The 19945-nt window shown below is 44.8% G+C and carries 21 protein-coding genes and 1 rRNA gene; 21 read left to right on the top strand and 1 reads right to left on the bottom strand.

Annotated elements, in window-relative coordinates; translation table 11 throughout:
* Window positions 1–11: 11 nt before the first annotated feature.
* From MKX34_RS28155 to MKX34_RS28065, 19 genes are all read left to right on the top strand, one after another.
* Window positions 12–626, top strand: a complete 615-nt coding sequence (locus MKX34_RS28155; RefSeq protein WP_036680184.1) for a DedA family protein — start codon at window positions 12–14, stop codon at window positions 624–626.
* On the top strand, window positions 623–1189 hold the full coding sequence (locus tag MKX34_RS28150) for a thioredoxin family protein (protein WP_036680182.1): 567 nt from the start codon (window positions 623–625) through the stop codon (window positions 1187–1189). The genes MKX34_RS28155 and MKX34_RS28150 overlap by 4 nt, the downstream gene beginning before the upstream one ends.
* 4 nt (window positions 1190–1193) lie before the next feature.
* On the top strand, window positions 1194–1823 hold the full coding sequence (locus MKX34_RS28145) for an MBL fold metallo-hydrolase (protein WP_076100951.1): 630 nt from the start codon (window positions 1194–1196) through the stop codon (window positions 1821–1823).
* A 545-nt stretch (window positions 1824–2368) separates the two neighbouring features.
* Window positions 2369–2914 carry an RNA polymerase sigma factor SigY gene (sigY, locus tag MKX34_RS28140; protein ID WP_036680178.1) on the top strand — a complete coding sequence of 182 codons (546 nt, stop codon included), beginning with the start codon at window positions 2369–2371 and terminating at the stop codon, window positions 2912–2914.
* Window positions 2901–3230, top strand: a complete 330-nt coding sequence (locus MKX34_RS28135) for a YxlC family protein (RefSeq protein ID WP_036680177.1) — start codon at window positions 2901–2903, stop codon at window positions 3228–3230. The genes sigY and MKX34_RS28135 overlap by 14 nt, the downstream gene beginning before the upstream one ends.
* A complete protein-coding gene (locus MKX34_RS28130; RefSeq protein ID WP_036680176.1) occupies window positions 3227–3442 on the top strand; it encodes a hypothetical protein in 216 nt (71 codons plus the stop codon). Before MKX34_RS28135 ends, MKX34_RS28130 begins: the two co-directional genes overlap by 4 nt.
* A gap of 52 nt (window positions 3443–3494) precedes the next feature.
* Window positions 3495–3686 (top strand): PLDc N-terminal domain-containing protein, encoded by a 192-nt coding sequence (locus MKX34_RS28125; protein WP_036680175.1) that lies wholly within the window; start codon window positions 3495–3497, stop codon window positions 3684–3686.
* Between the two features lie 17 nt (window positions 3687–3703).
* The gene (locus tag MKX34_RS28120) at window positions 3704–4600 is read left to right on the top strand and encodes an ABC transporter ATP-binding protein (RefSeq protein WP_244886395.1); all 897 of its coding nucleotides are present in this window, start codon (window positions 3704–3706) and stop codon (window positions 4598–4600) included.
* Window positions 4597–5367, top strand: coding sequence for an ABC transporter permease subunit (locus tag MKX34_RS28115; protein ID WP_076104199.1), 771 nt, complete (start codon window positions 4597–4599; stop codon window positions 5365–5367). Before MKX34_RS28120 ends, MKX34_RS28115 begins: the two co-directional genes overlap by 4 nt.
* A 147-nt stretch (window positions 5368–5514) precedes the next feature.
* Window positions 5515–5898 carry a hypothetical protein gene (locus MKX34_RS28110; protein WP_036680170.1) on the top strand — a complete coding sequence of 128 codons (384 nt, stop codon included), beginning with the start codon at window positions 5515–5517 and terminating at the stop codon, window positions 5896–5898.
* A 256-nt stretch (window positions 5899–6154) separates the two neighbouring features.
* Complete coding sequence (locus MKX34_RS28105) at window positions 6155–6652, top strand: sigma-70 family RNA polymerase sigma factor (RefSeq protein WP_036680329.1); 498 nt, start codon at window positions 6155–6157, stop codon at window positions 6650–6652.
* Between the two features lie 24 nt (window positions 6653–6676).
* Window positions 6677–7981 (top strand): DUF4179 domain-containing protein, encoded by a 1305-nt coding sequence (locus MKX34_RS28100; RefSeq protein ID WP_076297342.1) that lies wholly within the window; start codon window positions 6677–6679, stop codon window positions 7979–7981.
* Between the two features lie 26 nt (window positions 7982–8007).
* Window positions 8008–8295: an Asp-tRNA(Asn)/Glu-tRNA(Gln) amidotransferase subunit GatC gene (gene gatC, locus MKX34_RS28095; protein ID WP_036680166.1), complete on the top strand. Its 288-nt coding sequence runs from the start codon at window positions 8008–8010 to the stop codon at window positions 8293–8295.
* 27 nt (window positions 8296–8322) lie between these two features.
* Window positions 8323–9780, top strand: a complete 1458-nt coding sequence (gene gatA, locus MKX34_RS28090; RefSeq protein ID WP_036680165.1) for an Asp-tRNA(Asn)/Glu-tRNA(Gln) amidotransferase subunit GatA — start codon at window positions 8323–8325, stop codon at window positions 9778–9780.
* 23 nt (window positions 9781–9803) lie between these two features.
* Window positions 9804–11237 carry an Asp-tRNA(Asn)/Glu-tRNA(Gln) amidotransferase subunit GatB gene (gene gatB / locus MKX34_RS28085; protein ID WP_172628862.1) on the top strand — a complete coding sequence of 478 codons (1434 nt, stop codon included), beginning with the start codon at window positions 9804–9806 and terminating at the stop codon, window positions 11235–11237.
* 122 nt (window positions 11238–11359) lie between these two features.
* Window positions 11360–11830, top strand: a complete 471-nt coding sequence (locus MKX34_RS28080) for a GNAT family N-acetyltransferase (RefSeq protein ID WP_076100957.1) — start codon at window positions 11360–11362, stop codon at window positions 11828–11830.
* Between the two features lie 45 nt (window positions 11831–11875).
* Window positions 11876–13777 carry a DUF4097 family beta strand repeat-containing protein gene (locus tag MKX34_RS28075; protein WP_256715446.1) on the top strand — a complete coding sequence of 634 codons (1902 nt, stop codon included), beginning with the start codon at window positions 11876–11878 and terminating at the stop codon, window positions 13775–13777.
* 126 nt (window positions 13778–13903) lie between these two features.
* Window positions 13904–14335 carry a peroxide-responsive transcriptional repressor PerR gene (gene perR / locus MKX34_RS28070; protein ID WP_036680160.1) on the top strand — a complete coding sequence of 144 codons (432 nt, stop codon included), beginning with the start codon at window positions 13904–13906 and terminating at the stop codon, window positions 14333–14335.
* Window positions 14336–14545: 210 nt separating this feature from the next.
* Window positions 14546–16267 (top strand): glycosyl hydrolase family 18 protein, encoded by a 1722-nt coding sequence (locus MKX34_RS28065; protein ID WP_076297343.1) that lies wholly within the window; start codon window positions 14546–14548, stop codon window positions 16265–16267.
* Between the two features lie 117 nt (window positions 16268–16384).
* Here MKX34_RS28065 and MKX34_RS28060 read toward each other — a convergent pair whose 3' ends face one another.
* The gene (locus MKX34_RS28060; protein ID WP_036680151.1) at window positions 16385–16750 is read right to left on the bottom strand and encodes a DUF2614 family zinc ribbon-containing protein; all 366 of its coding nucleotides are present in this window, start codon (window positions 16748–16750) and stop codon (window positions 16385–16387) included.
* Between the two features lie 127 nt (window positions 16751–16877).
* Between MKX34_RS28060 and MKX34_RS28055 the strand changes: the two genes are divergently transcribed.
* Both MKX34_RS28055 and MKX34_RS28050 read left to right on the top strand, forming a co-directional pair.
* Complete coding sequence (locus MKX34_RS28055; RefSeq protein ID WP_076224245.1) at window positions 16878–17756, top strand: nucleotidyltransferase-like protein; 879 nt, start codon at window positions 16878–16880, stop codon at window positions 17754–17756.
* A gap of 426 nt (window positions 17757–18182) precedes the next feature.
* Window positions 18183–19740: ribosomal RNA gene (locus MKX34_RS28050) — 16S ribosomal RNA — on the top strand.
* Window positions 19741–19945 lie beyond the last annotated feature (205 nt).

The raw sequence follows: 19945 nt of genomic DNA, 5'->3' as shown, positions 1-19945 counted from the left end.
GAGGAGCACGTTTGCATTTTATTTCTGATCTGATCTCGACATTATTTGAATGGATTCAGAGTCTTGGTTATTTTGGGATTATGATCGGACTGATGATTGAAGTTATTCCGAGTGAAATTGTATTGGCTTTCGGTGGTTTCTTGGTATGGAGTGGAGATATTAATTTTTTCGGCGCAGTATTGTTTGGTACGATAGGCGGAGTGATTGCCCAGATCTTTGTATATTGGATTGGCCGTTATGGGGGCAGGCCTGTACTGGAGAAATACGGGAAATATATTCTTATCCAAAAGAAGCATATTGATCATTCGGAAGAGTGGTTCAATAAATATGGGACAGGCGTAATCTTTACGGCACGCTTTATTCCCGTTGTTCGCCATGCCATTTCCGTTCCAGCGGGGATTTCTCGTATGCCTTTAGGTAAGTTCACTTTATTGACTACACTTGCTGTTATTCCATGGAGTGCTTTGTTTGTATATCTCGGTATGACATTGGGGAATAAGTGGGAAGATATTGACGAAGTAGCAGCTAAGTACACCAACGAAATTATTCTTGTAGCGTTAGCACTAATCATCATTTATTTTGTGTATAAGTGGTTTAAATCCAAGAAGAGAGGGACTGCAAAATGAAACCGAATGTAGCTCATAAATTTGGAAAAGGTCTTACACCGCGCCAATTTGTAGAAAGCATGACGAAGAACCAGCAGGCTTTTGAATCCTGGTATGAGAAGTTTTCTTGGGAAGATGAGAGCGACAAGGAATATTTCGAAAGTCTGAACCATCGTGACGATTTGCGGGTACTTATCCTTGCCGCTGATTGGTGTGGAGATGTAGTACGTAATGTCCCTGCGGTTTTCCGTATTTTGGAGACTGCCGGAATGAAGACAGAGGTATTCATTTTGGAAGAGAATCAGGAGCTTATGGATGAATTCTTGACCATGGGCGGAAGATCTGTTCCGATTGTGATCTTTGCGGATACCGGCGGATACGTGCTTGGACATTGGGGTCCTCGTCCAGAGCATGTGCAGAGCCTAATGAGAGAGTTCAAACGTGAGAATCCTGATCGTGAGGCTGCTGATTACGACAGCAAAATCGCAGAAGTACGTAAGGCTATGGGGCAAGCTTATGGGGAAGGAACGGAATCACAGGCAGTTATCGCAAAAGAGCTGCGTAGTCTGATTTCCGGATTCTAGACCGATGCTAAATATACGTTCGTTTAATTTAGGTCCGCTTCAGACCAATGCCTACTTGCTGACAGGTGCGGATCCAACGAAGGGAATCATTATTGATCCCGGCATGAATCCTGCGGCATTAGTGCGGAGTATCGAAGGGATGGAGATCGAGGCTATTTTGCTAACGCATGCGCACTTTGACCATATGGGCGGCGTAGACGAAATTCGTAAAGCTAAGAAATGTCCTGTTTATTTACATCCACTAGAAAGTGAATGGCTCAGCAGCCCTAAGCTGAATGGTTCATTGATGTGGACTGATATTTCGCCTCCTCTGACTACAGATCCTGCAGAGTATGATCTGGCAGAAGGACAAGTTCTGCAATTCATCGGACATACCTTCCGGGTGTACCACACACCTGGGCACTCTCCGGGCAGTGTCAGCTTCCTATGCGGGAATGATTTATTCTCTGGAGATGTACTGTTTAAGATGGGAGTTGGGCGCACCGATTTGCCTGGTGGCAGAGAACGTGATTTGTTCGATTCTATTCGTGGCAAGCTGTACAAAATGGATGATGAAGTGAAGGTTTATCCAGGTCACGGCTCACGAACAACTATCGGTTTTGAAAAAGTTCGTAACCCTTATATTCCTCAATAAACAGTCATTCTAGTAGAACTGACAAGAATCGGGGAATTTTTGATAGACAAAGGGATACAAAAGGACTACACTATTGTTAATTAAATGTAACATTAACCTCGCGAAGCACGCAGACTGCGGAATTAATCCCGGTTTGCGTTCTTTTTTTTGTCTACATATAGGTTTAAAAGCATGGGGGGAAATAGATTGGAGAAGAATATGTATTACCCGTTGGATTACGGATGGTATGACTCCAAGGAGAAATGGACTAGTTTTTGCAGCAGTAAATGCCAATGTTTTTCAGAATGTTCTGGAAGGGGAGGTTTTTGTACTTCCATAGAACGCAGGGACATACAATCTGAGAATAAGGATGGGAGAATACCAGTGGTTTCAGGAGGCGAGCCCAGAAGAACGCCTCTTTTTTGGCATTTTCCAGCAGAAGCAGGATTGCTTCAGCCATGGCGGCGTAAGCTCTGGGAGCTCAAAAAATAAAATTAAAACGGAATGAACGAATCACTATACATAATCGTATTACAAATAAGAACTAATCCTGAATGGAGGGGCAGATGAGCGATCAGGCGCTGGAGAAAATCAGGCAGGCACAGCAGGGAGATACTTCAGCACTGTCTTCACTGCTGCGAGAACATTATACTTTTTTGTTCAAATATTTACTTAAAGTGACTATGGACCCGTTACTGGCAGAGGATCTTGTACAGGACACGATGGTCAGATGTATGGAAAAAATCAATACCTATAACGGTTCTTCTTCGTTCTCCTCTTGGTTAATCACCATAGCTACCAGAATATTCATCGATCGAAAGCGGCGCTGGAAACGTGAGGCAGATTGGAAGAAACGGGAACAACAGGCCCAGGGCACCCGTTCGATTCGTTGGCGGTTTGAGAGCAGGGGGGAAGAATGGAGTGAAGTACTCGATTCCATCTCCAAGCTACCCTCTGCTCAGAGGGTAGCTGTGCTGCTGAAGCATTATTATGGCTATAGCTATGAAGAAATCGGTGTGATCATGCAAATTCCTTCAGGCACGGTCAAATCGCGTGTATCCCTTGGTCTTAACCAATTGCGAAAGGAGCTGAATGAGGATGGAGAAGGATAAGGAGCCAGAACTGTATTTGCACAAGCTTACTGAAGAGCTTGAGCGTTTGGATGCGCAATATGATGATATCACCCCACCTTCGTTACAGGAACTGGAGTGGTTAATGGCTGATGCAGCTGTGCACAGAAAGAGAAGGGAACGTAAAGAACTACTGTTATTCTGGGGGGTCTCATTGATCCTGATCTGCGCATTTCTATCCATTCTCACTTCTGCACCCATGATCTATTGGATTATTCAGGCGATCATTCCTGTTGTAGGACTGGGTGGCTTAGGGATCGCCAGGATCAGAAGAAATAGAGAAGGTGTACAAGAATGAATGAGCTACAAGATGTGCCTCTTTGGTTGTGGTTTGGCATAGCAGTAGCATTAATGCTGCAAGGGACCTTACTGTTCCGGGATGCAAGACGGCGCGGAAAAAAAGCTTGGTTCTGGGGATTGTGGGCGATTACTACAGTTCCGTCCCCAGCATTAGTCTACTTACTCGTTGTCATACTTCCTGACCGACGTAGAAGGAAGAAGCAGTTGTAAAGCTTTAGTAAGAAGCTCGTTCCTTTCATCCTATTACAAGGAGTGGTACTTCATGGAAGAGGTAAAATGGGGTTTAATCATGCCGTTAATTATTCTTCAGGCTTTGCTTGCAATTATTGGACTGATATCACTGGCCAAAGCGGATAACGTTCGTGGCCCAAAATGGATGTGGATTATTATCATTATTTGCGGAAATATATTAGGTAGCGTAGCTTATTTCACAATAGGAAGGAAAGATGTCTGATGTCACTCCTTCAAGTTATGAATTTGCGCAAAAGCTATGGGGCGCATATTTCCGTAAATGATATAAGCTTTGAAATTGAGAAAGGACGGTGCGTCGCTTTATTGGGGCCTAACGGTGCTGGGAAAACGACCACACTTCGTATGCTGGCAGGGCTGCTTGAACCCACCTCTGGCATGATTTCATTTGAGGGGAGCCGTCCTGGAGCCGAATATCGCAGAGGATTAGGATATGTGCCACAGTCTCCAGCTTTTTATGGGTGGATGACTGGACATGAGTATGTTGTTTTCGCTGCAAAGCTTAGTGGAATGGGAACTAAAGACGCAACCAGCAGGGCATTGGAATCGCTCGAGCGTGTAGGGCTTAAAGGTGATGCTCGTCGCCGGATTGGTGGATACTCCGGCGGGATGAAACAGCGGCTGGGTCTGGCTCAGGCGCTTGTGCATCGGCCTCGTCTGTTATTGCTTGATGAGCCTGTATCTGCACTTGATCCGATTGGCCGCAGAGAAGTAATGGGACTGGTGCGGGAAATACGTGAGGAGACAACTGTAGTTTTCTCTACACATGTGCTGCATGATGCAGAAGAAATTTGCGATGATATTATTTTAATGAATCAAGGCTTGATTGCTGAGAAGGGATCTTTATCACAGCTTCGTTCACAATACAGCCTTCCTGTTATTCGTTTACGTACGGAGAAGCAAGAAAAAGCTATTCAGTGGCTGGAGTCTCTTGCTGCCAAACCGTTTGTACTGGAGACTCAGTTGTTCGGAGATCATGCCATTTTTAATGTCAACGATGTAGACATGGCCCGTTGGACGATTCTGCAAGAAGCGGCGCAGCTCGAAATTCCATTACTGCAATTTGAAGCGGGTTCTTCCACGTTAGAGGATTTATTTATGAAGGTGGTGGGAGTATGAGAAGCGCCTGGGTCCTTTATCGCAAAGAAATGCTCGAAATGGCTCGCAGTTATAAGTTAATCTGGATACCTGTCGTTTTTATCCTATTAGGCATTATGCAGCCGTTAACTACTTATTATTTGCCGGAAATATTAAAAGCTTCAGGTGATGTTCCTCCAGGTCTCCTAGAGGGGTATGAAATACCGAGTGCCGCAGCTGTGATGGCGCAATCTTTGGGACAGTACGGAACGATCGGAATGTTAGTATTGGCGCTTGGCGCGATGAATGTTTTAGCTGGTGAGCGCTATAGCGGAACTATGGAATTAATTCTGGTAAGGCCGGTTTCTCCAGCCGCAATAGTGTTCGCTAAATGGGCAGCACAGCTGACCCTGTTGATCGTTGCTCTAGGATTAGGTGCAGCGGGCGCTGCTTACTACACGGAGCAGTTGATTGGTTCACTATCTTGGGGAGATGTCATCGCAGCTGCTGGAGTATATGGATTGTGGCTGTTATGTGCTGTATCAGCTACGTTGTTGTTTAGTGGGTTTTTAAAATCCCCAGTTGCCGCTTTTTTAGCATTGGTGCTAATGGCAGCATTATCATTAGGCCAAAGCTTATTGCCTTCATGGTTTGAATGGGCACCTGCGGGGCTTGCCGGGTTGTCGGCTGAAATCCTTATGGCTGGAGAAGGATTCAGGGTTGGACCCTATCTTTCAGCAGCTATTTTGATCTTGATTTGTTTAGTGGGTGCTGCACTTTTGACAAGGAAGAATAACTTAACCGCTTGAAACTTAAGTTATGTTTTTATTAAATATAGTATATTTTCATAGAATTTGTAGGATCGGCCAGCCTTCAACTAGACAGTTCTATCTTTTTTTAGTAGACTGTTGAAACAAGCAAAATCTTGAAAGATTTTGGGGTTAGGAGGTAGGGCGATGCTGCGTTTAGGAGAGAAGATTGTCATTGTTGCGGACGCTTTCGAGCAGAGTCTTCCTATCGGGGAATACGGCTACCTAATTGCTTACGACCGCAATCCCGATAATGCGTTTGACTATGTTATTCGTGTACCAGAGGCGAATAGGAACTTTTATGTTCCGGCTGAGGACATTGAGGCGGAAGAACATTTATTAGTAGCTGAGGCTGAAAGAGCAACGCATGAAGCGTTGATTGATTACGCTTTGTCCACGTACAATGAGAAGCTGTTCCATCATTTGATGAACGGTGAAGATATGGATATAGAAGAGACGGAATCAACGTCAAGCGAAAGCATGTCCCAAGCGGATTTCATCAAACAAGTGAATCTTCGAGCTTGGATTTAAGGAAGGCCGGCGCAAGCCGGCTTTTTTGTTTTGTCATAAAAAGTATTTCCCCCACATTAATCCTCTGAATTTACACATCATTTTCAAAATCTTTTCTTTTATTCCTTCTTTATAGTTTTCGAAAGTTTGTTTTTTATTTTTTTGGTATACAACCAATCTCCTGTTTTATGTATCTAAATTATTGAGAGCCGAATACGAGAATGCAGATCTGCGGTATAGGCGTTTTAACTTAAATAAAGGAGAACCTCAAGTGAAGATGATAACCGCTGTTCAAAAAGCGAGAAATGGCGATAAAGAAGCGTTTATCCAGCTATGCCGGCAGATTGAACCTGAAATGTACGGCATGGCCCGATCTATTTTGGGCAGGGACGAGGAATGTGCAGATGCCATGCAGGAAGCCACCCTAAAGGCTTACCGGTCTATCCATGGATTGCGGCAACCAGAATTTTTCAAGACATGGATGCTTCGCATCCTTATAAACGAATGTCATAAGCTCCAACGCAAGCGGACAAATATTGTGGAGTTTGGAGATCCCCTTACTGCTTTGGAATGCCATTCCTCCGGTGCAGAATATGAGAAAATTGAGCTGCGGGAAGCAGTAGAACGATTGGATACTTCGCTCCAGACCGTGATATCGCTGCATTATTTTCAGGACATGCCCGTTAAGCAAATTGCCGATCTTCTGAATATTTCCGAAACGGCAGTCAAATCGCGCCTCTACAGAGCAAGAAAAAACTTATTGAATGGATTCTAATGATATTTAGAAAGGATGGAACAGATGAAGAAGAGAACAGCGCAAGAGCTTGAATTGCTTTTGAAAGATATGGACATCCTCCCGGCAAATGAGCTTCCCTCTATGATTCGCCAACGTCAAGAGGATACGTATACAATGCTGGATCATGTGAAGATAAAGAGATCCACGCACAAATTTCGTAATGTTAAGAGGACAGCGCTTGGCTTCGGGGCAGCTCTTGTTTTGGGGGTTATCGTGCTTGGAAGCGGCTTTACTTCTCCCGCATTGGCTAGGTCGCTGGAACGTATTCCGTTAGTCAATAGTATTTTTGAGCTCGCAGGTGATATGGGACTTCAAGCGGCGAGTCGCCAAGGCTTAACGACTGCAGTTGATACCAGTGATCTTGTTCAAGATGTTATTATCCGTGCTAATGAAGTTATATATGACGGCACACGGCTTTCTGTAGCATTGAAACTTGAAGGTGAAGATGAAGAGGGAATATTCAGTGGAGACATTCAGGATTTGCAGGTATTTATTGATGGACAGCCTTTAAACGCTGCTGGGGAGGAAGAAGAGGATTCTTTTAAACACAATATTGGCCTTATCCTTTCTCCGGGAGTAGATGAACAATCGTTGATTTTGCAATTTTCAGAGAAATCCTATGATGAGGGAGGCATTACTTTACCAGAGCAGTTCCAAATGACAGTAAAAGGTCGTCTGTCCGGAATCGATGATGATTTTCAAATTGAAATTCCTGTAAAAAAGGATACGAGTCATAATATTGTTCAGCAACCCGGAATCAGTCAAACTTACAATGATGTAACGACCACAGTGGAGAAGATTACACAGACTCCGGCAACTACACAAATACGGATGAGTGCTGTAGCCCTCGAGGGTATTCCTTATACTTATCTGACAGATACCAATAACCTGGCATTAAATTATGAAGTCTATGATGATAAAGGTAACCTGTTGCAATATGTAAACGGCAGCAATGGTTGGTCGGATTCGAAAAAGATAGATGACACAATCCATTATAGTCTTAAAGAGGATGTTAATATTGTACCGCTGCCCAAGGATGTAAAAGCACTGACAATCAAAACCTTTTTCTACAAATATACTGGAGAGGGTAGTGGAAAACGAAATTTGCTAGACAATAATGGATACCCGGCAGTCGAATATATTCCGCAGCTGGAAATGACAATCCCTATATATTGTGATGAACGATACGCTCCTTTAAAATGTGTAGGAATCCCCTTCACTTTGATAAAGGAGCGTTTGTTTTACAGCCCATCATTGAATTGTCCAAGCTTCTACAATATAATTAAAAACGTTATCCGGGCGCTTTAGCCCTTTAAACAGGAGGGATTTTTCTTATGAGCATTACCGTTAAAGATGTGCAGCATGTGGCCAAGCTGGCTCGTCTGCAGCTGAGCCCGGAAGAAGAGGCAACCTTTACAGAACAAATGAATGCTATTTTACAATATGCCGAGAAATTAAATGAGCTAGATACGGAGAATGTAAAGCCGACCACGCATGTGCTGCAAGTCAGCAATGTAATGCGGGAGGATGTTGTGAAGGATAGCCTTACGCAAGAGGAAGCACTTCTTAACGCTCCAGATGATGAAGACGGACATTTCAAGGTTCCAGCTGTTTTGGAATAACTACATAATTAGAAAGGGGGAAGAATCTTGAGCCTGTTTCAAAATCGATTGCCTGAAGTACACCGCATGTTAACTGCTAAAGAGGTATCGGTCAGTGAACTGACTGAAGAATCGCTGGCGATTATCGCTGAGCGGGATAAGAACGTAAATGCATTTTTGACCTTGAACGAGGAGGGCGCACGTGCGACAGCACGCGCTTTGGACGATAAACTGGCATCCGGAGCAGCACGTGGATTGCTATTTGGTCTTCCTGCCGGAATCAAGGATAATATTGTAACTAAAGGCCTGCGCACAACTTGTGCCAGCCAATTTTTGAGCGATTTCCAGCCGATTTATAACGCTACTGTAGCTTCTAAATTGCAGCAGGCAGATGCCGTAACAATCGGTAAATTAAATATGGATGAATTCGCAATGGGCGGATCTAATGAGAATTCAAGCTTTGGTCCTGTACGCAATCCTTGGGATTTAGAACGTGTGCCGGGCGGTTCCAGTGGCGGATCTGCTGCAGCAGTAGCTGCGGGCGAAGTGTTCTTCTCACTAGGTTCGGATACTGGGGGTTCCATCCGCCAGCCAGCTTCCTATTGTGGTGTTGTAGGTCTCAAACCTACTTACGGTCTTGTATCACGTTACGGGCTGGTAGCCTTTGCTTCCTCACTCGATCAGATAGGACCATTAACACGTAATGTAGAGGATTCTGCCTATGTGCTTCAAGCGATTGCTGGTTATGATGCCCAAGACTCTACTTCTGCTAAAGTAGAAATTCCTGATTATTTGAGTTCACTGACTGGTGATGTTTCCGGACTTCGCATTGCTGTACCTAAGGAATATTTGGGAGCAGGTGTCGATGCTTCTGTGCGTGAGACAGTCTTGTCTGCACTTAAAGTGCTGGAAGGAATGGGTGCTGTCTGGGAGGAAGTATCATTACCGCATACGGAATACGCAGTAGCAGCTTATTATTTGCTGTCCTCTTCGGAAGCTTCATCTAACCTTGCGCGTTTTGACGGTGTGCGTTATGGCGCACGTGTAGATGAAGGCGGAGGATTGCTTGATCTATATCTTAATTCCCGCAGCCGCGGCTTTGGCCCTGAGGTCAAACGCCGTATTATGTTGGGTACTTATGCACTCAGCTCCGGGTATTACGATGCTTACTATTTAAAAGCACAAAAGGTACGCACTTTGATTAAACAGGACTTTGATGACATCTTTAAAAAATATGATGTGGTCATCGGGCCAACAGCGCCAACGACAGCATTCAAATTGGGCTCACAGACTGAAGATCCGCTGACCATGTATCTGAACGATATTCTCACGATTCCTGTAAGCTTGGCGGGTATTCCTGCTGTGAGCGTTCCGTGTGGTTTTGCGGAAGGCATGCCTGTAGGTCTGCAAATTATCGGTAAGGAATTTGACGAGAGCACGATTCTGCGTGTCGCTCATGCCTTTGAACAAAATACAGATCATCACAAGCAGCGTCCACAGCTGTAGTAAAGGAGGGAATGGGATTACTTATGTCTAAATACGAAACGGTCATCGGCTTGGAAGTTCACGTAGAGCTTCATACCAACTCCAAAATCTTTTGCGGATGCTCCACTGAATTTGGAGCCCCACCTAACACTCATACCTGTCCTGTCTGCTTGGGTCACCCCGGCGTATTGCCAGTGCTCAACAAACAAGCGGTAGAATACGCTATGAAAGCAGCGATGGCGCTGAATTGCACCATTGGTGATGTTAGCAAATTCGACCGCAAGAACTATTTTTACCCGGATTCACCAAAAGCTTATCAGATTTCACAATTTGATCAGCCTATCGGGCTGAACGGTTGGATCGACATTGAAGTTAATGGAGAGACCAAACGGATCGGCATTACTCGTCTTCATTTGGAAGAGGATGCAGGTAAGCTTACGCACGTAGATGGCGGTTTTGCCTCGCTTGTCGATTTTAACCGGGTGGGAACACCGCTTATCGAAATCGTATCCGAGCCTGATCTGCGCTCTCCTGAGGAAGCTCGTGCTTATCTGGAGAAAATCCGTGCGATTATGCAGTATTGTGACGTATCCGATGTTAAGATGGAAGAAGGATCGATGCGCTGTGACGCGAACATCAGTCTACGCCCAGAAGGACAAGAGGAATTCGGCATTAGAGCAGAGCTTAAGAACATGAACTCCTTCCGCGGTGTATTGCGTGGACTGGAGTATGAGCAATATCGTCAGGCTGAGATCCTGGATGATGGTGGAGTTGTTGTGCAAGAGACTCGCCGCTGGGATGAAGCACAAGGGAAAACATTATCGATGCGTGGGAAAGAAGAAGCGCATGATTATCGTTACTTCCCGGACCCGGACTTGATCGTTCTGCATATTGATGATGCTTGGAAAGAATCCATTCGTTCAACGATTCCAGAACTTCCGGATGCACGGAAAGCTCGTTATAGCGAGGAACTGGGCCTGACAGCTTATGATGCAGGCGTTATTACATCCTCTAAACTGTTAGCGGACTTTTTCGAAGGATGTCTTGCCTATACGCAGGATGCCAAGGCTGTAGCTAACTGGATTATGGGTGACTTGCTTGCCTATTTGAATGGTAATAATCTGGAGTTGTCGCAGGTACAAATTACACCACAAGGGCTAGGCGAGATGATCGGACTGATTGCAGCCGGAACCATCAGCAGCAAAATCGCTAAAACAGTATTTAAAGAAATGCTAGAGAGCGGTAAACTGCCAGCTGTTATCGTTGAGGAAAAAGGTCTGGTGCAGATCAGCGATGAAGGTGCTATTAAAGGGATTGTGGAAGCAGTCGTAGCCGCCAATCCGCAATCTGTGGAAGATTATAAAGCAGGTAAACAGAAAGCAATCGGCTTCCTGGTCGGACAAGTTATGAAAGAAAGTAAAGGTAAGGCGAATCCGGGTCTTGCTAATAAACTTCTCATCGAGGTATTGAGCAGCTAAACGCTTGTCGTCCATAAAAGGACGCCGAAGGCGTTTATACTTGGGGTAATATACTTATGTAATAAGCTAAGGGCTTGTCGGCAACGGCAGGCCCTTAGCGGCATATAAGGGGACTGGTTAGGATGAATACAATTAACAAGCTAAATCTGCAGGATGAAAGCACCGTTAATGAATTATGGAGTCTTCAGCATAAGGCCTATAGACTGGAAGCTGAACTAATCGGCTTTCGTGAAATTCCACCTTTGATGGAGACGAGAGAAATGCTCAGCAGCTCTAAAGAGGATTTTTATGGCTGCTTCGATAAAGATGAGGAACTAATGGGTGCTGTTGCTGTAGAGGAAGAATCTCCTGGCAAATTGACGATTACACGAATGATGGTGGGGCCGGACTTTTTTCGCAGAGGTATTGCTAGCCATCTTTTGGAATATGTATTTGAGCATTTTGCAGGGATGGAGCAATTCATTGTGTCGACAGGCAAAAAGAATACACCCGCCGTTTCGTTGTACAGTAAATATGGCTTTATGCCCACCGGTGTGGAGGAAGTCGCTCCAGGAGTTGAATTGATTGAATTTCATCGGAGTGGTTCTCTTTGAAAAAAGATATTCATAGACAACTATTTACGAAAGGAGGAGTCCAAAATGAAACATGACTCTGCAATGCTCCCAGAGCAGGAAGAACTGCAAGATTCTGTTGATATAGAGACTAAGGAGAATGAGATACAGAAGAGGATTATTCCTCCGCGTCCGAAGCGGCGCCACCGCAAACGTAAATTTATCGCTGGACTGCTGGCAGCTCTCATCCCTGGGACGGGGCATTTGTATTTTGGGCTTCTCCGAAAAGGGATCACCTTCATCTTTCTAATTCTTTTGGATATCTCAGCTTTATTGTATTTCTCATCCATCGGGATGCAGATTAATGTTCCACTACTTATTTTACTTGCGCTCATTATTCCGGCGATCTATTTTTATAACGTGTATGACGTATTGCAATCAGCGGATAGGCTTCTTCGCTTCCCAGAGGATCATGAGCTTGATATCCCTGTGACCAAAGCAAACGTGGCTCCTAAGCGTCGTAGTATCGTCAGCGAGCCTGGGATATCCTTTGGGCTCATACTGCTATTAGGGGGAGCCCTGCTTATTCTGTTCCGGCAAAAACCAACATGGCTCCAGTTCTTTATTGAACATTATGCTGAAATGGCCGTATCTGTCATTTTAGTATGCGGTGGCTTATTTATAGGAGCTAGAGAAATTGCCAGAGCAGTTGTGCAGCGTAAAGACAATGAACCTCGCAAGCGGCGCGTAGGAAGATATACGGCTTCTGTATTGCTGATAGCTATTTCTGTTCCTTTGTTTTTGGATTGGAGAGAGGGAACTGACTATATGCTCCTGCTCTTGAAGTGGTGGCCAGTCATCCCGGTGTTATGGGGGATTGAGTTCCTGCTGATGTTTATCTTCTCTAACCGTTCAGCCAAGGGAACCAGAATCAGATTGGATTTACGTGGGCTTTTATCCGCTATATTGCTAGCTGCGAGTGTATTTATTGTTGCAGAGCAAGAACATTATTTATATCTATGGAAAAATGTCAGTCTAAACCTGACGGCAGCAGCAGTGGACTATGGTGAGGCTAAAGGCAGCAAATATCAGAAAGCCCCGCTAATTGTTCCGGTGGAATTAAATACAGCCAAAATATCTATTGATAGTATTAATGGTGATATTTTATTGCATCGCGCTCCAGTGGATGATATTCAAATTACGACGACAGTTTGGGTAGATCAGTTGGATGGGCCGATGGCTGAAGCTATTTCAGAACAGTCCTTTGTGGACGTCGTTGAAGGGCCCAACATAAAAATAACCTCAAATAGCAAGGCTTATGGAGAATCCGGCAAACGCCAGCCACGCATGGATTTAGACATTTACTTGCCGGAGGATCGCCGCTTTAACCTCGATGTTCGCACCATGAATGGCGGGATCACATTGCAGAATGTAGAAGCCATTGAAGACATTTCTCTGGAAACGGGGAATGGAGAGCTGATCCTTCATCGTATCTTTGGTAATGTTAAGGGAAAAACACTGAATGGAGCTGTCCGTGCCAGATCTGTTCAAGGCAGCGTTGATTTAACAACGAGCGGAGGCAATATGAATGCTTGGGATGTTACCGGTGCTTTGAAATTATCGACGGCTGTCGGCAATATTAGTGCGATCGGAAATAGCAATGATATCGATATTACTACTAAAAACGGTAATTTAGAGGTTGATGGAGCCAGATCCAAGCTACATGCCGAATCTCTAAATGGTACCATTGATGTTCGCTCTTCAGATGTCGCTGGAGACTGGGATATTTATAGCGCAGTTGGTGATATTCAATTGTATTTGCCAGTGTTAAGCAACTATACAGTGAATGGTTCCAGTGGATATGGTGATATTACTTCAGATTTGCCTGAACTTACAATTGATAAGAAAAAAGTATCAGGTGAAGTGGGGACCGGTGAGTTCAAGCTTCATGTTGAAGGAAATAGCAATCTAAATGTTAGGAAATATTGAAAAAAGTAATTTTTCTTATATAATAATAAATATAATGTATAGACTTCGTTGACAACATTGAAAAACCAGTCTTACAATCTTAAGAAGTACTTCTTTTATTTTTAAATTCAAAAGGCGGTGACAGTAATGGGGAGTGGAGTACAACATGCACTGGAACAATTAAAGACAACAGGTGTCCGTATAACGCCCCAGCGTCATGCGATTCTTACGTATTTGATGGAAGCAATGAATCATCCTACAGCTGACGATATATACCGGGCGCTAGAGCCGAAATTTCCGAGCATGAGCGTTGCAACTGTATATAATAATCTCAAGATGTTTATGGAAGCCGGCATGGTTCGCGAGTTGACCTACGGAGATAGTTCCAGTCGTTTTGATGCCAATGTATCTGATCATTATCATGTCATCTGTCAGCTATGCGGTAAGATTGAAGATTTTAGTTATCCTTCGCTTCATGATGTTGAGATACATGCAGAGCAGGAAACGGGCTTCAAAATTACGGGTTTGCGTATGGAATTGCATGGAGTTTGCAAATGTTGCAGAGAGAAGCAACAATAAGACAGAATACTACTGTACTTAAGGGCGTATAGCCAAGCTACACAATAAACGTGTGAAATCCGAAAGCGGAGGACTCACGTTTTTATTTTTTTCAAAATAACAAAATATAGTGAAAATGACTAACTTATACTGGTTATCCGGAACCAAGTGGATGTTATAATCGTATTGTTAGACTTAACTTAAAATCATCTAATATTTGGAGGATATATTTTGGACAGAAGATATAGACAGAAACGCGTCAAAAAGCGCGGAGGTCTTTTCCGACGCTTTTTTGGACTTTTGCTCATTGCGGCAGCAGCTTATTGGGTTGTGTTTTTTGTATTGCCAAATCGCCAGCACATCGATCCAGACTGGAAAGGCCTAGAACATCCTATCTTCGTAAAAGGAGAAGTAACAGGATATTCCGCATCAGGGACCGGTGATAGCATGCTTTTACCTCTACCATTACTGCAGGAACATGTGGACTCCTCTATTCGTTATGAAGAAAAGACTAAATCGGTCATCCTATCAACGGAAAGTGAACTTCTATATATGCAAGAGGATAAAACCGATGCTAGTCTGAACAATCGTCCGCTGCAGCTGCGGCTGGCACCTGAAGTTAAGGAGAAGATAACCTATCTTCCTGCAGATGTATTAGAGGACCTTTATGGATTTGAAATTGAAGAGGATACGACCACCGGGGCTGTGCTGTTAATGATAGCAGGGGAGACTGTACCTCTGGGGAAAGTGAAAGGTGAAGCAGGAGATAAGACAGTCGCTCTTCGCAACGAAGCGTCGATTCACGCACCCATCGTGGCGGATATGTCCCCAGGAGCCAGTGTGAGTATTTGGAATAAGGAAAATGAGGACTGGCTGTATGTGCAGTTAAGCAGCGGTTACGCGGGGTATGCCAAGGCCAGTGATATTATCTCGGACGGTCAAAAAACAGTGGAACCCAAAAGCACCACTCCCTCACGGGCAGAACGAAGCTGGAAAGGGAAGTCAGTGAATTTGTATTGGGAAGCAGTTTATCAACGTAAACCTGATCCAAGTACATTCGGTGAGCTTCCAGGGGTTAACGTGGCTAGCCCGACTTGGTTCAGTATCATAGATGGTGATGGAAATGTGCGCAGTCAGGCTGACAGTGCGTATGTGCAATGGGCGCATGAGCGCGGTTTGGAAGTGTGGGGGCTGCTCAGCAATAGCTTTGATCCGGACATAACCACTGAGGCATTGTCGAGCTATGAGAAGCGGATGAACGCGATCGTACAGATCCTCGAGTATTCAGATTTATACAAGCTGGATGGAATTAATATTGACTTTGAGAATGTATATACGAAAGACGGGGAGAATGTTACACAATTTATGCGAGAGCTAAAACCTATGGCTCAAGCCAAAAACTTAATCGTCTCCATAGACGTAACCCCTAAATCCAACAGTGAGATGTGGTCAGCTTTCCTTGATCGTAAGGCTCTTAATTCCGTAGTTGATTATCTTATTGTTATGGCTTATGACGAGCATTGGGCGGCTAGTCCTATCGCGGGCTCTGTTGCGTCTCTACCGTGGGTAGAAAGCTCGTTAAGCCGGATCATAGAGGAAGACGATGTACCGCCTGAGAAGCTGATTCTGGGGATTCCACTGTATACTAGAATCTGGACTGAGGCCCAGGTAGATGGCAAGACCAAAGTAAGCTCTAAATCGGTTAGTATGAATGCCGTTGAAAAAATTATTAAAGAGAAGAAGCTAACCCCAACCTTTGATAAGGCAGCTGGGCAGAATTACGTTGAGTATAAGGAAGATGGCGCTCTTAAAAAAATATGGATCGAAGACAATGTTTCCTTAAAAGCTAGAGTTAAGCTTGCTAAGTCTTTAGGGCTTGGTGGCATCGGTTCATGGAATCGCAGCTTTAGTAATCTGTCTGCATGGGAGGCATTACAAGGAATTCATAAGTAATTATTATTTCATTCATAATAAACAAAGGGGCTCCCAATACGGGGGCCCCTTTGTTGTATTAAGCAAATGTTTGATTGCATTATAAATCGCTAGTAATAAGCTTCTGTAAGATGTGTTTTATTGATTAAGCTGCTGACTCTTAAGTTGTTCCGCAGTAATATTGGCCTCAGCTGGATCCATAGTAAGGATGGTATGGCAGAACATACAGCGGTCTGTTTTGCCCAGCATTTTGGTCAGCTTGTGACATTCAGGGCATTCCAGTTGGACTGCGCTAGTTGACAGCATCCCAGCCCAGAAATAGATTGCAAGACTTGCCATCATTGAGATTAAACCGATTACAAGACCGATTCCAGCGAATACTTTTCCAGTTGAGCCCCAAAACACGATGCCCGCTGTACCCAAAACCATAAGTCCCATTCCGAGCATTGTGAGCAGTAATCCCCATGTGCGAAAAGCGTTGATCTTAGCCGTTTTAAACTTCATGAGTGTTTGCTCCTAACTAAATATAGTTGGGTTGTCCAGAAGGAACTGTCTTTCATATGTAGAATAATAATTATAACTGAATTATAACTGACTGGACGCAAAATCGCCAAATTTAATGGAGGGAAGCATGGAACTGTCCAATGTAACTTTGTTGAGTGGAGAAACGTTTGATGAGAATGTTTTAGGAGCGGTCGTTTTGCGGCAGAATGGGGATATTCCGTTTCAAAGCGCACTTCTTCAAGATTTTGATATGGTAGTGTTAGTATTGCATGAAGAACAGGATAGAGAGCATATTGTTCGCCATACCATTGCCGGTGACCAACGGACCCAGTCAGTCCATATCGGCCTATTTGCTTTGGAGCAGGCTGTTATGGCAGGGGATAATAACGAACTTCTTATCAGTTTGATGAGGGGGGAAGTGATCTGGGACCCCAAGGGAATACTCGAGGAAATGCGCAGCGAGATATTGCAATTTGAAGGACCGATCAAGGAACGGGTCGCATTTATGGAGTTTGCCCGCTTTTTGCATATGTATGTGAAATCCAAGCGCTATATAGAGGCTGGCTTTATTATGGATGCTTACAACTGTGTATTGATAGCCTTATATCATTGGGCAAGAATAGAAGTGAGTGAAGTGGGTGCTTTCCCCGAGCCAGCTATTTGGGAGCAGGTTAAAAGCATGAATACCTCTGTTCATAAACTTTATGAGGAGTTAACGGTCAGTACTGAGACCTTAGAGCAACGTGTGGAGCTTGTGCTTCTTGCATGTGAATTTGGGATTATGTCCAAAATGACGGACTGTTGTCTATTGCTCTTTAATATTTTGAATAGCCGTAAGGAAGCATGGAGCATTAAAGAATTACTGCAGCATTCAGGTCTGAGTCAATTAGAGTCTGAACTACCCCTTGTTTTACGAAAGCTGGTTTCTCGTTCGCTAATCCGAGAGATTACATCTTGGGCTGATGTTCACGAGGGAGAAGGGCATGCGATCCGCTATACATTATAGAGATGAATTAGATACAGTAGAAGATGTTTAATTATAGAGAGATGAGCAAGGATAGGGAGAGGCTGAGCACTCTCTTTTTTATTTGTTTACTAATATGAAACGCTCATATTTATTCAGAAAAATTAATGGTTGACTCTTTCCTTGTTCATGTGTTAAATTATAACTCGTCCCTCTGACACAGAGATGTGCTTTCGAAAACATTCGAAAGACAACCGAAAAAAGAAATTAAAAAAAAGGTTGACTAAAACGAGGGTGCTGTGATATATTATAAAGGTCGCTGCTGAACAACACATCGACGAAATAAACGGCTTGATCTTTGAAAACTGAACAACGAGTGAGTAGGAAATCACGTAAGTGAAATCCAAAATTAGAGAATTAATTTTCTCGTCAGATGTTTCAAAATGAGCATATCGCTCTTTTCAATACTAATTGGAGAGTTTGATCCTGGCTCAGGACGAACGCTGGCGGCGTGCCTAATACATGCAAGTCGAGCGGAGTTATTTTGAAAGCTTGCTTTCAAAATAACTTAGCGGCGGACGGGTGAGTAACACGTAGGCAACCTGCCCTTCAGACTGGGATAACTACCGGAAACGGTAGCTAATACCGGATAATTTCTTTTTTCTCCTGAGAGAAGAATGAAAGACGGAGCAATCTGTCACTGAGGGATGGGCCTGCGGCGCATTAGCTAGTTGGTGGGGTAACGGCCCACCAAGGCGACGATGCGTAGCCGACCTGAGAGGGTGAACGGCCACACTGGGACTGAGACACGGCCCAGACTCCTACGGGAGGCAGCAGTAGGGAATCTTCCGCAATGGGCGAAAGCCTGACGGAGCAACGCCGCGTGAGTGATGAAGGTTTTCGGATCGTAAAGCTCTGTTGCCAGGGAAGAACGTCCGGTAGAGTAACTGCTACCGGAGTGACGGTACCTGAGAAGAAAGCCCCGGCTAACTACGTGCCAGCAGCCGCGGTAATACGTAGGGGGCAAGCGTTGTCCGGAATTATTGGGCGTAAAGCGCGCGCAGGCGGCTATTTAAGTCTGGTGTTTAAACCTTGGGCTCAACCTGAGGTCGCACTGGAAACTGGGTGGCTTGAGTACAGAAGAGGAAAGTGGAATTCCACGTGTAGCGGTGAAATGCGTAGATATGTGGAGGAACACCAGTGGCGAAGGCGACTTTCTGGGCTGTAACTGACGCTGAGGCGCGAAAGCGTGGGGAGCAAACAGGATTAGATACCCTGGTAGTCCACGCCGTAAACGATGAGTGCTAGGTGTTAGGGGTTTCGATACCCTTGGTGCCGAAGTTAACACAGTAAGCACTCCGCCTGGGGAGTACGGTCGCAAGACTGAAACTCAAAGGAATTGACGGGGACCCGCACAAGCAGTGGAGTATGTGGTTTAATTCGAAGCAACGCGAAGAACCTTACCAGGTCTTGACATCCCTCTGAATCTGCTAGAGATAGCAGCGGCCTTCGGGACAGAGGAGACAGGTGGTGCATGGTTGTCGTCAGCTCGTGTCGTGAGATGTTGGGTTAAGTCCCGCAACGAGCGCAACCCTTAACTTTAGTTGCCAGCAGGTAATGCTGGGCACTCTAGAGTGACTGCCGGTGACAAACCGGAGGAAGGTGGGGATGACGTCAAATCATCATGCCCCTTATGACCTGGGCTACACACGTACTACAATGGCCGGTACAACGGGAAGCGAAGCCGCGAGGTGGAGCCAATCCCATCAAAGCCGGTCTCAGTTCGGATTGCAGGCTGCAACTCGCCTGCATGAAGTCGGAATTGCTAGTAATCGCGGATCAGCATGCCGCGGTGAATACGTTCCCGGGTCTTGTACACACCGCCCGTCACACCACGAGAGTTTACAACACCCGAAGTCGGTGGGGTAACCCGCAAGGGAGCCAGCCGCCGAAGGTGGGGTAGATGATTGGGGTGAAGTCGTAACAAGGTAGCCGTATCGGAAGGTGCGGCTGGATCACCTCCTTTCTATGGAGAATCGTTCTCTGCAATGAGAACATTCAAATCGGAAGCTTAGCTTCCAAAACTCAGGTTTAGGCCTGTTACTCACTCGTTGCTCAGTTTTGAGAGTTTAAGCTCTCAAGTAAGACTTGATCCTTGAAAACTGGATACCGAAACGAATTTGCGTTTTAGAACATCTTTTAGCAACTTGTGCAAACAAGTAAATGTTATT

This window comes from Paenibacillus sp. FSL R5-0636 (genome assembly GCF_037974255.1).
Classification (GTDB): Bacteria; Bacillota; Bacilli; order Paenibacillales; family Paenibacillaceae; genus Paenibacillus_AQ; species Paenibacillus_AQ odorifer.
This window is presented reverse-complemented; position numbering and strand designations above follow the sequence as displayed.

Excerpts from the sequence above, each read along its gene's own strand:
- MKX34_RS28145 (WP_076100951.1), top strand. The coding sequence starts at position 1,194 with ATGCTAAATATACGTTCGTTTAATTTAGGTCCGCTTCAGACCAATGCC.
- MKX34_RS28105 (WP_036680329.1), top strand. The coding sequence starts at position 6,155 with ATGATAACCGCTGTTCAAAAAGCGAGAAATGGCGATAAAGAAGCGTTT.
- MKX34_RS28100 (WP_076297342.1), top strand. The coding sequence starts at position 6,677 with ATGAAGAAGAGAACAGCGCAAGAGCTTGAATTGCTTTTGAAAGATATG.
- MKX34_RS28115 (WP_076104199.1), top strand. The coding sequence starts at position 4,597 with ATGAGAAGCGCCTGGGTCCTTTATCGCAAAGAAATGCTCGAAATGGCT.
- MKX34_RS28120 (WP_244886395.1), top strand. The coding sequence starts at position 3,704 with ATGAATTTGCGCAAAAGCTATGGGGCGCATATTTCCGTAAATGATATA.
- sigY (WP_036680178.1), top strand. The coding sequence starts at position 2,369 with ATGAGCGATCAGGCGCTGGAGAAAATCAGGCAGGCACAGCAGGGAGAT.
- MKX34_RS28135 (WP_036680177.1), top strand. The coding sequence starts at position 2,901 with ATGGAGAAGGATAAGGAGCCAGAACTGTATTTGCACAAGCTTACTGAA.
- MKX34_RS28060 (WP_036680151.1), bottom strand. The coding sequence starts at position 16,750 with ATGAAGTTTAAAACGGCTAAGATCAACGCTTTTCGCACATGGGGATTA.
- gatB (WP_172628862.1), top strand. The coding sequence starts at position 9,804 with ATGTCTAAATACGAAACGGTCATCGGCTTGGAAGTTCACGTAGAGCTT.
- MKX34_RS28055 (WP_076224245.1), top strand. The coding sequence starts at position 16,878 with ATGGAACTGTCCAATGTAACTTTGTTGAGTGGAGAAACGTTTGATGAG.
- MKX34_RS28080 (WP_076100957.1), top strand. The coding sequence starts at position 11,360 with ATGAATACAATTAACAAGCTAAATCTGCAGGATGAAAGCACCGTTAAT.
- MKX34_RS28125 (WP_036680175.1), top strand. The coding sequence starts at position 3,495 with ATGGAAGAGGTAAAATGGGGTTTAATCATGCCGTTAATTATTCTTCAG.
- MKX34_RS28110 (WP_036680170.1), top strand. The coding sequence starts at position 5,515 with ATGCTGCGTTTAGGAGAGAAGATTGTCATTGTTGCGGACGCTTTCGAG.
- MKX34_RS28075 (WP_256715446.1), top strand. The coding sequence starts at position 11,876 with ATGAAACATGACTCTGCAATGCTCCCAGAGCAGGAAGAACTGCAAGAT.
- perR (WP_036680160.1), top strand. The coding sequence starts at position 13,904 with ATGGGGAGTGGAGTACAACATGCACTGGAACAATTAAAGACAACAGGT.
- gatC (WP_036680166.1), top strand. The coding sequence starts at position 8,008 with ATGAGCATTACCGTTAAAGATGTGCAGCATGTGGCCAAGCTGGCTCGT.
- MKX34_RS28130 (WP_036680176.1), top strand. The coding sequence starts at position 3,227 with ATGAATGAGCTACAAGATGTGCCTCTTTGGTTGTGGTTTGGCATAGCA.
- MKX34_RS28150 (WP_036680182.1), top strand. The coding sequence starts at position 623 with ATGAAACCGAATGTAGCTCATAAATTTGGAAAAGGTCTTACACCGCGC.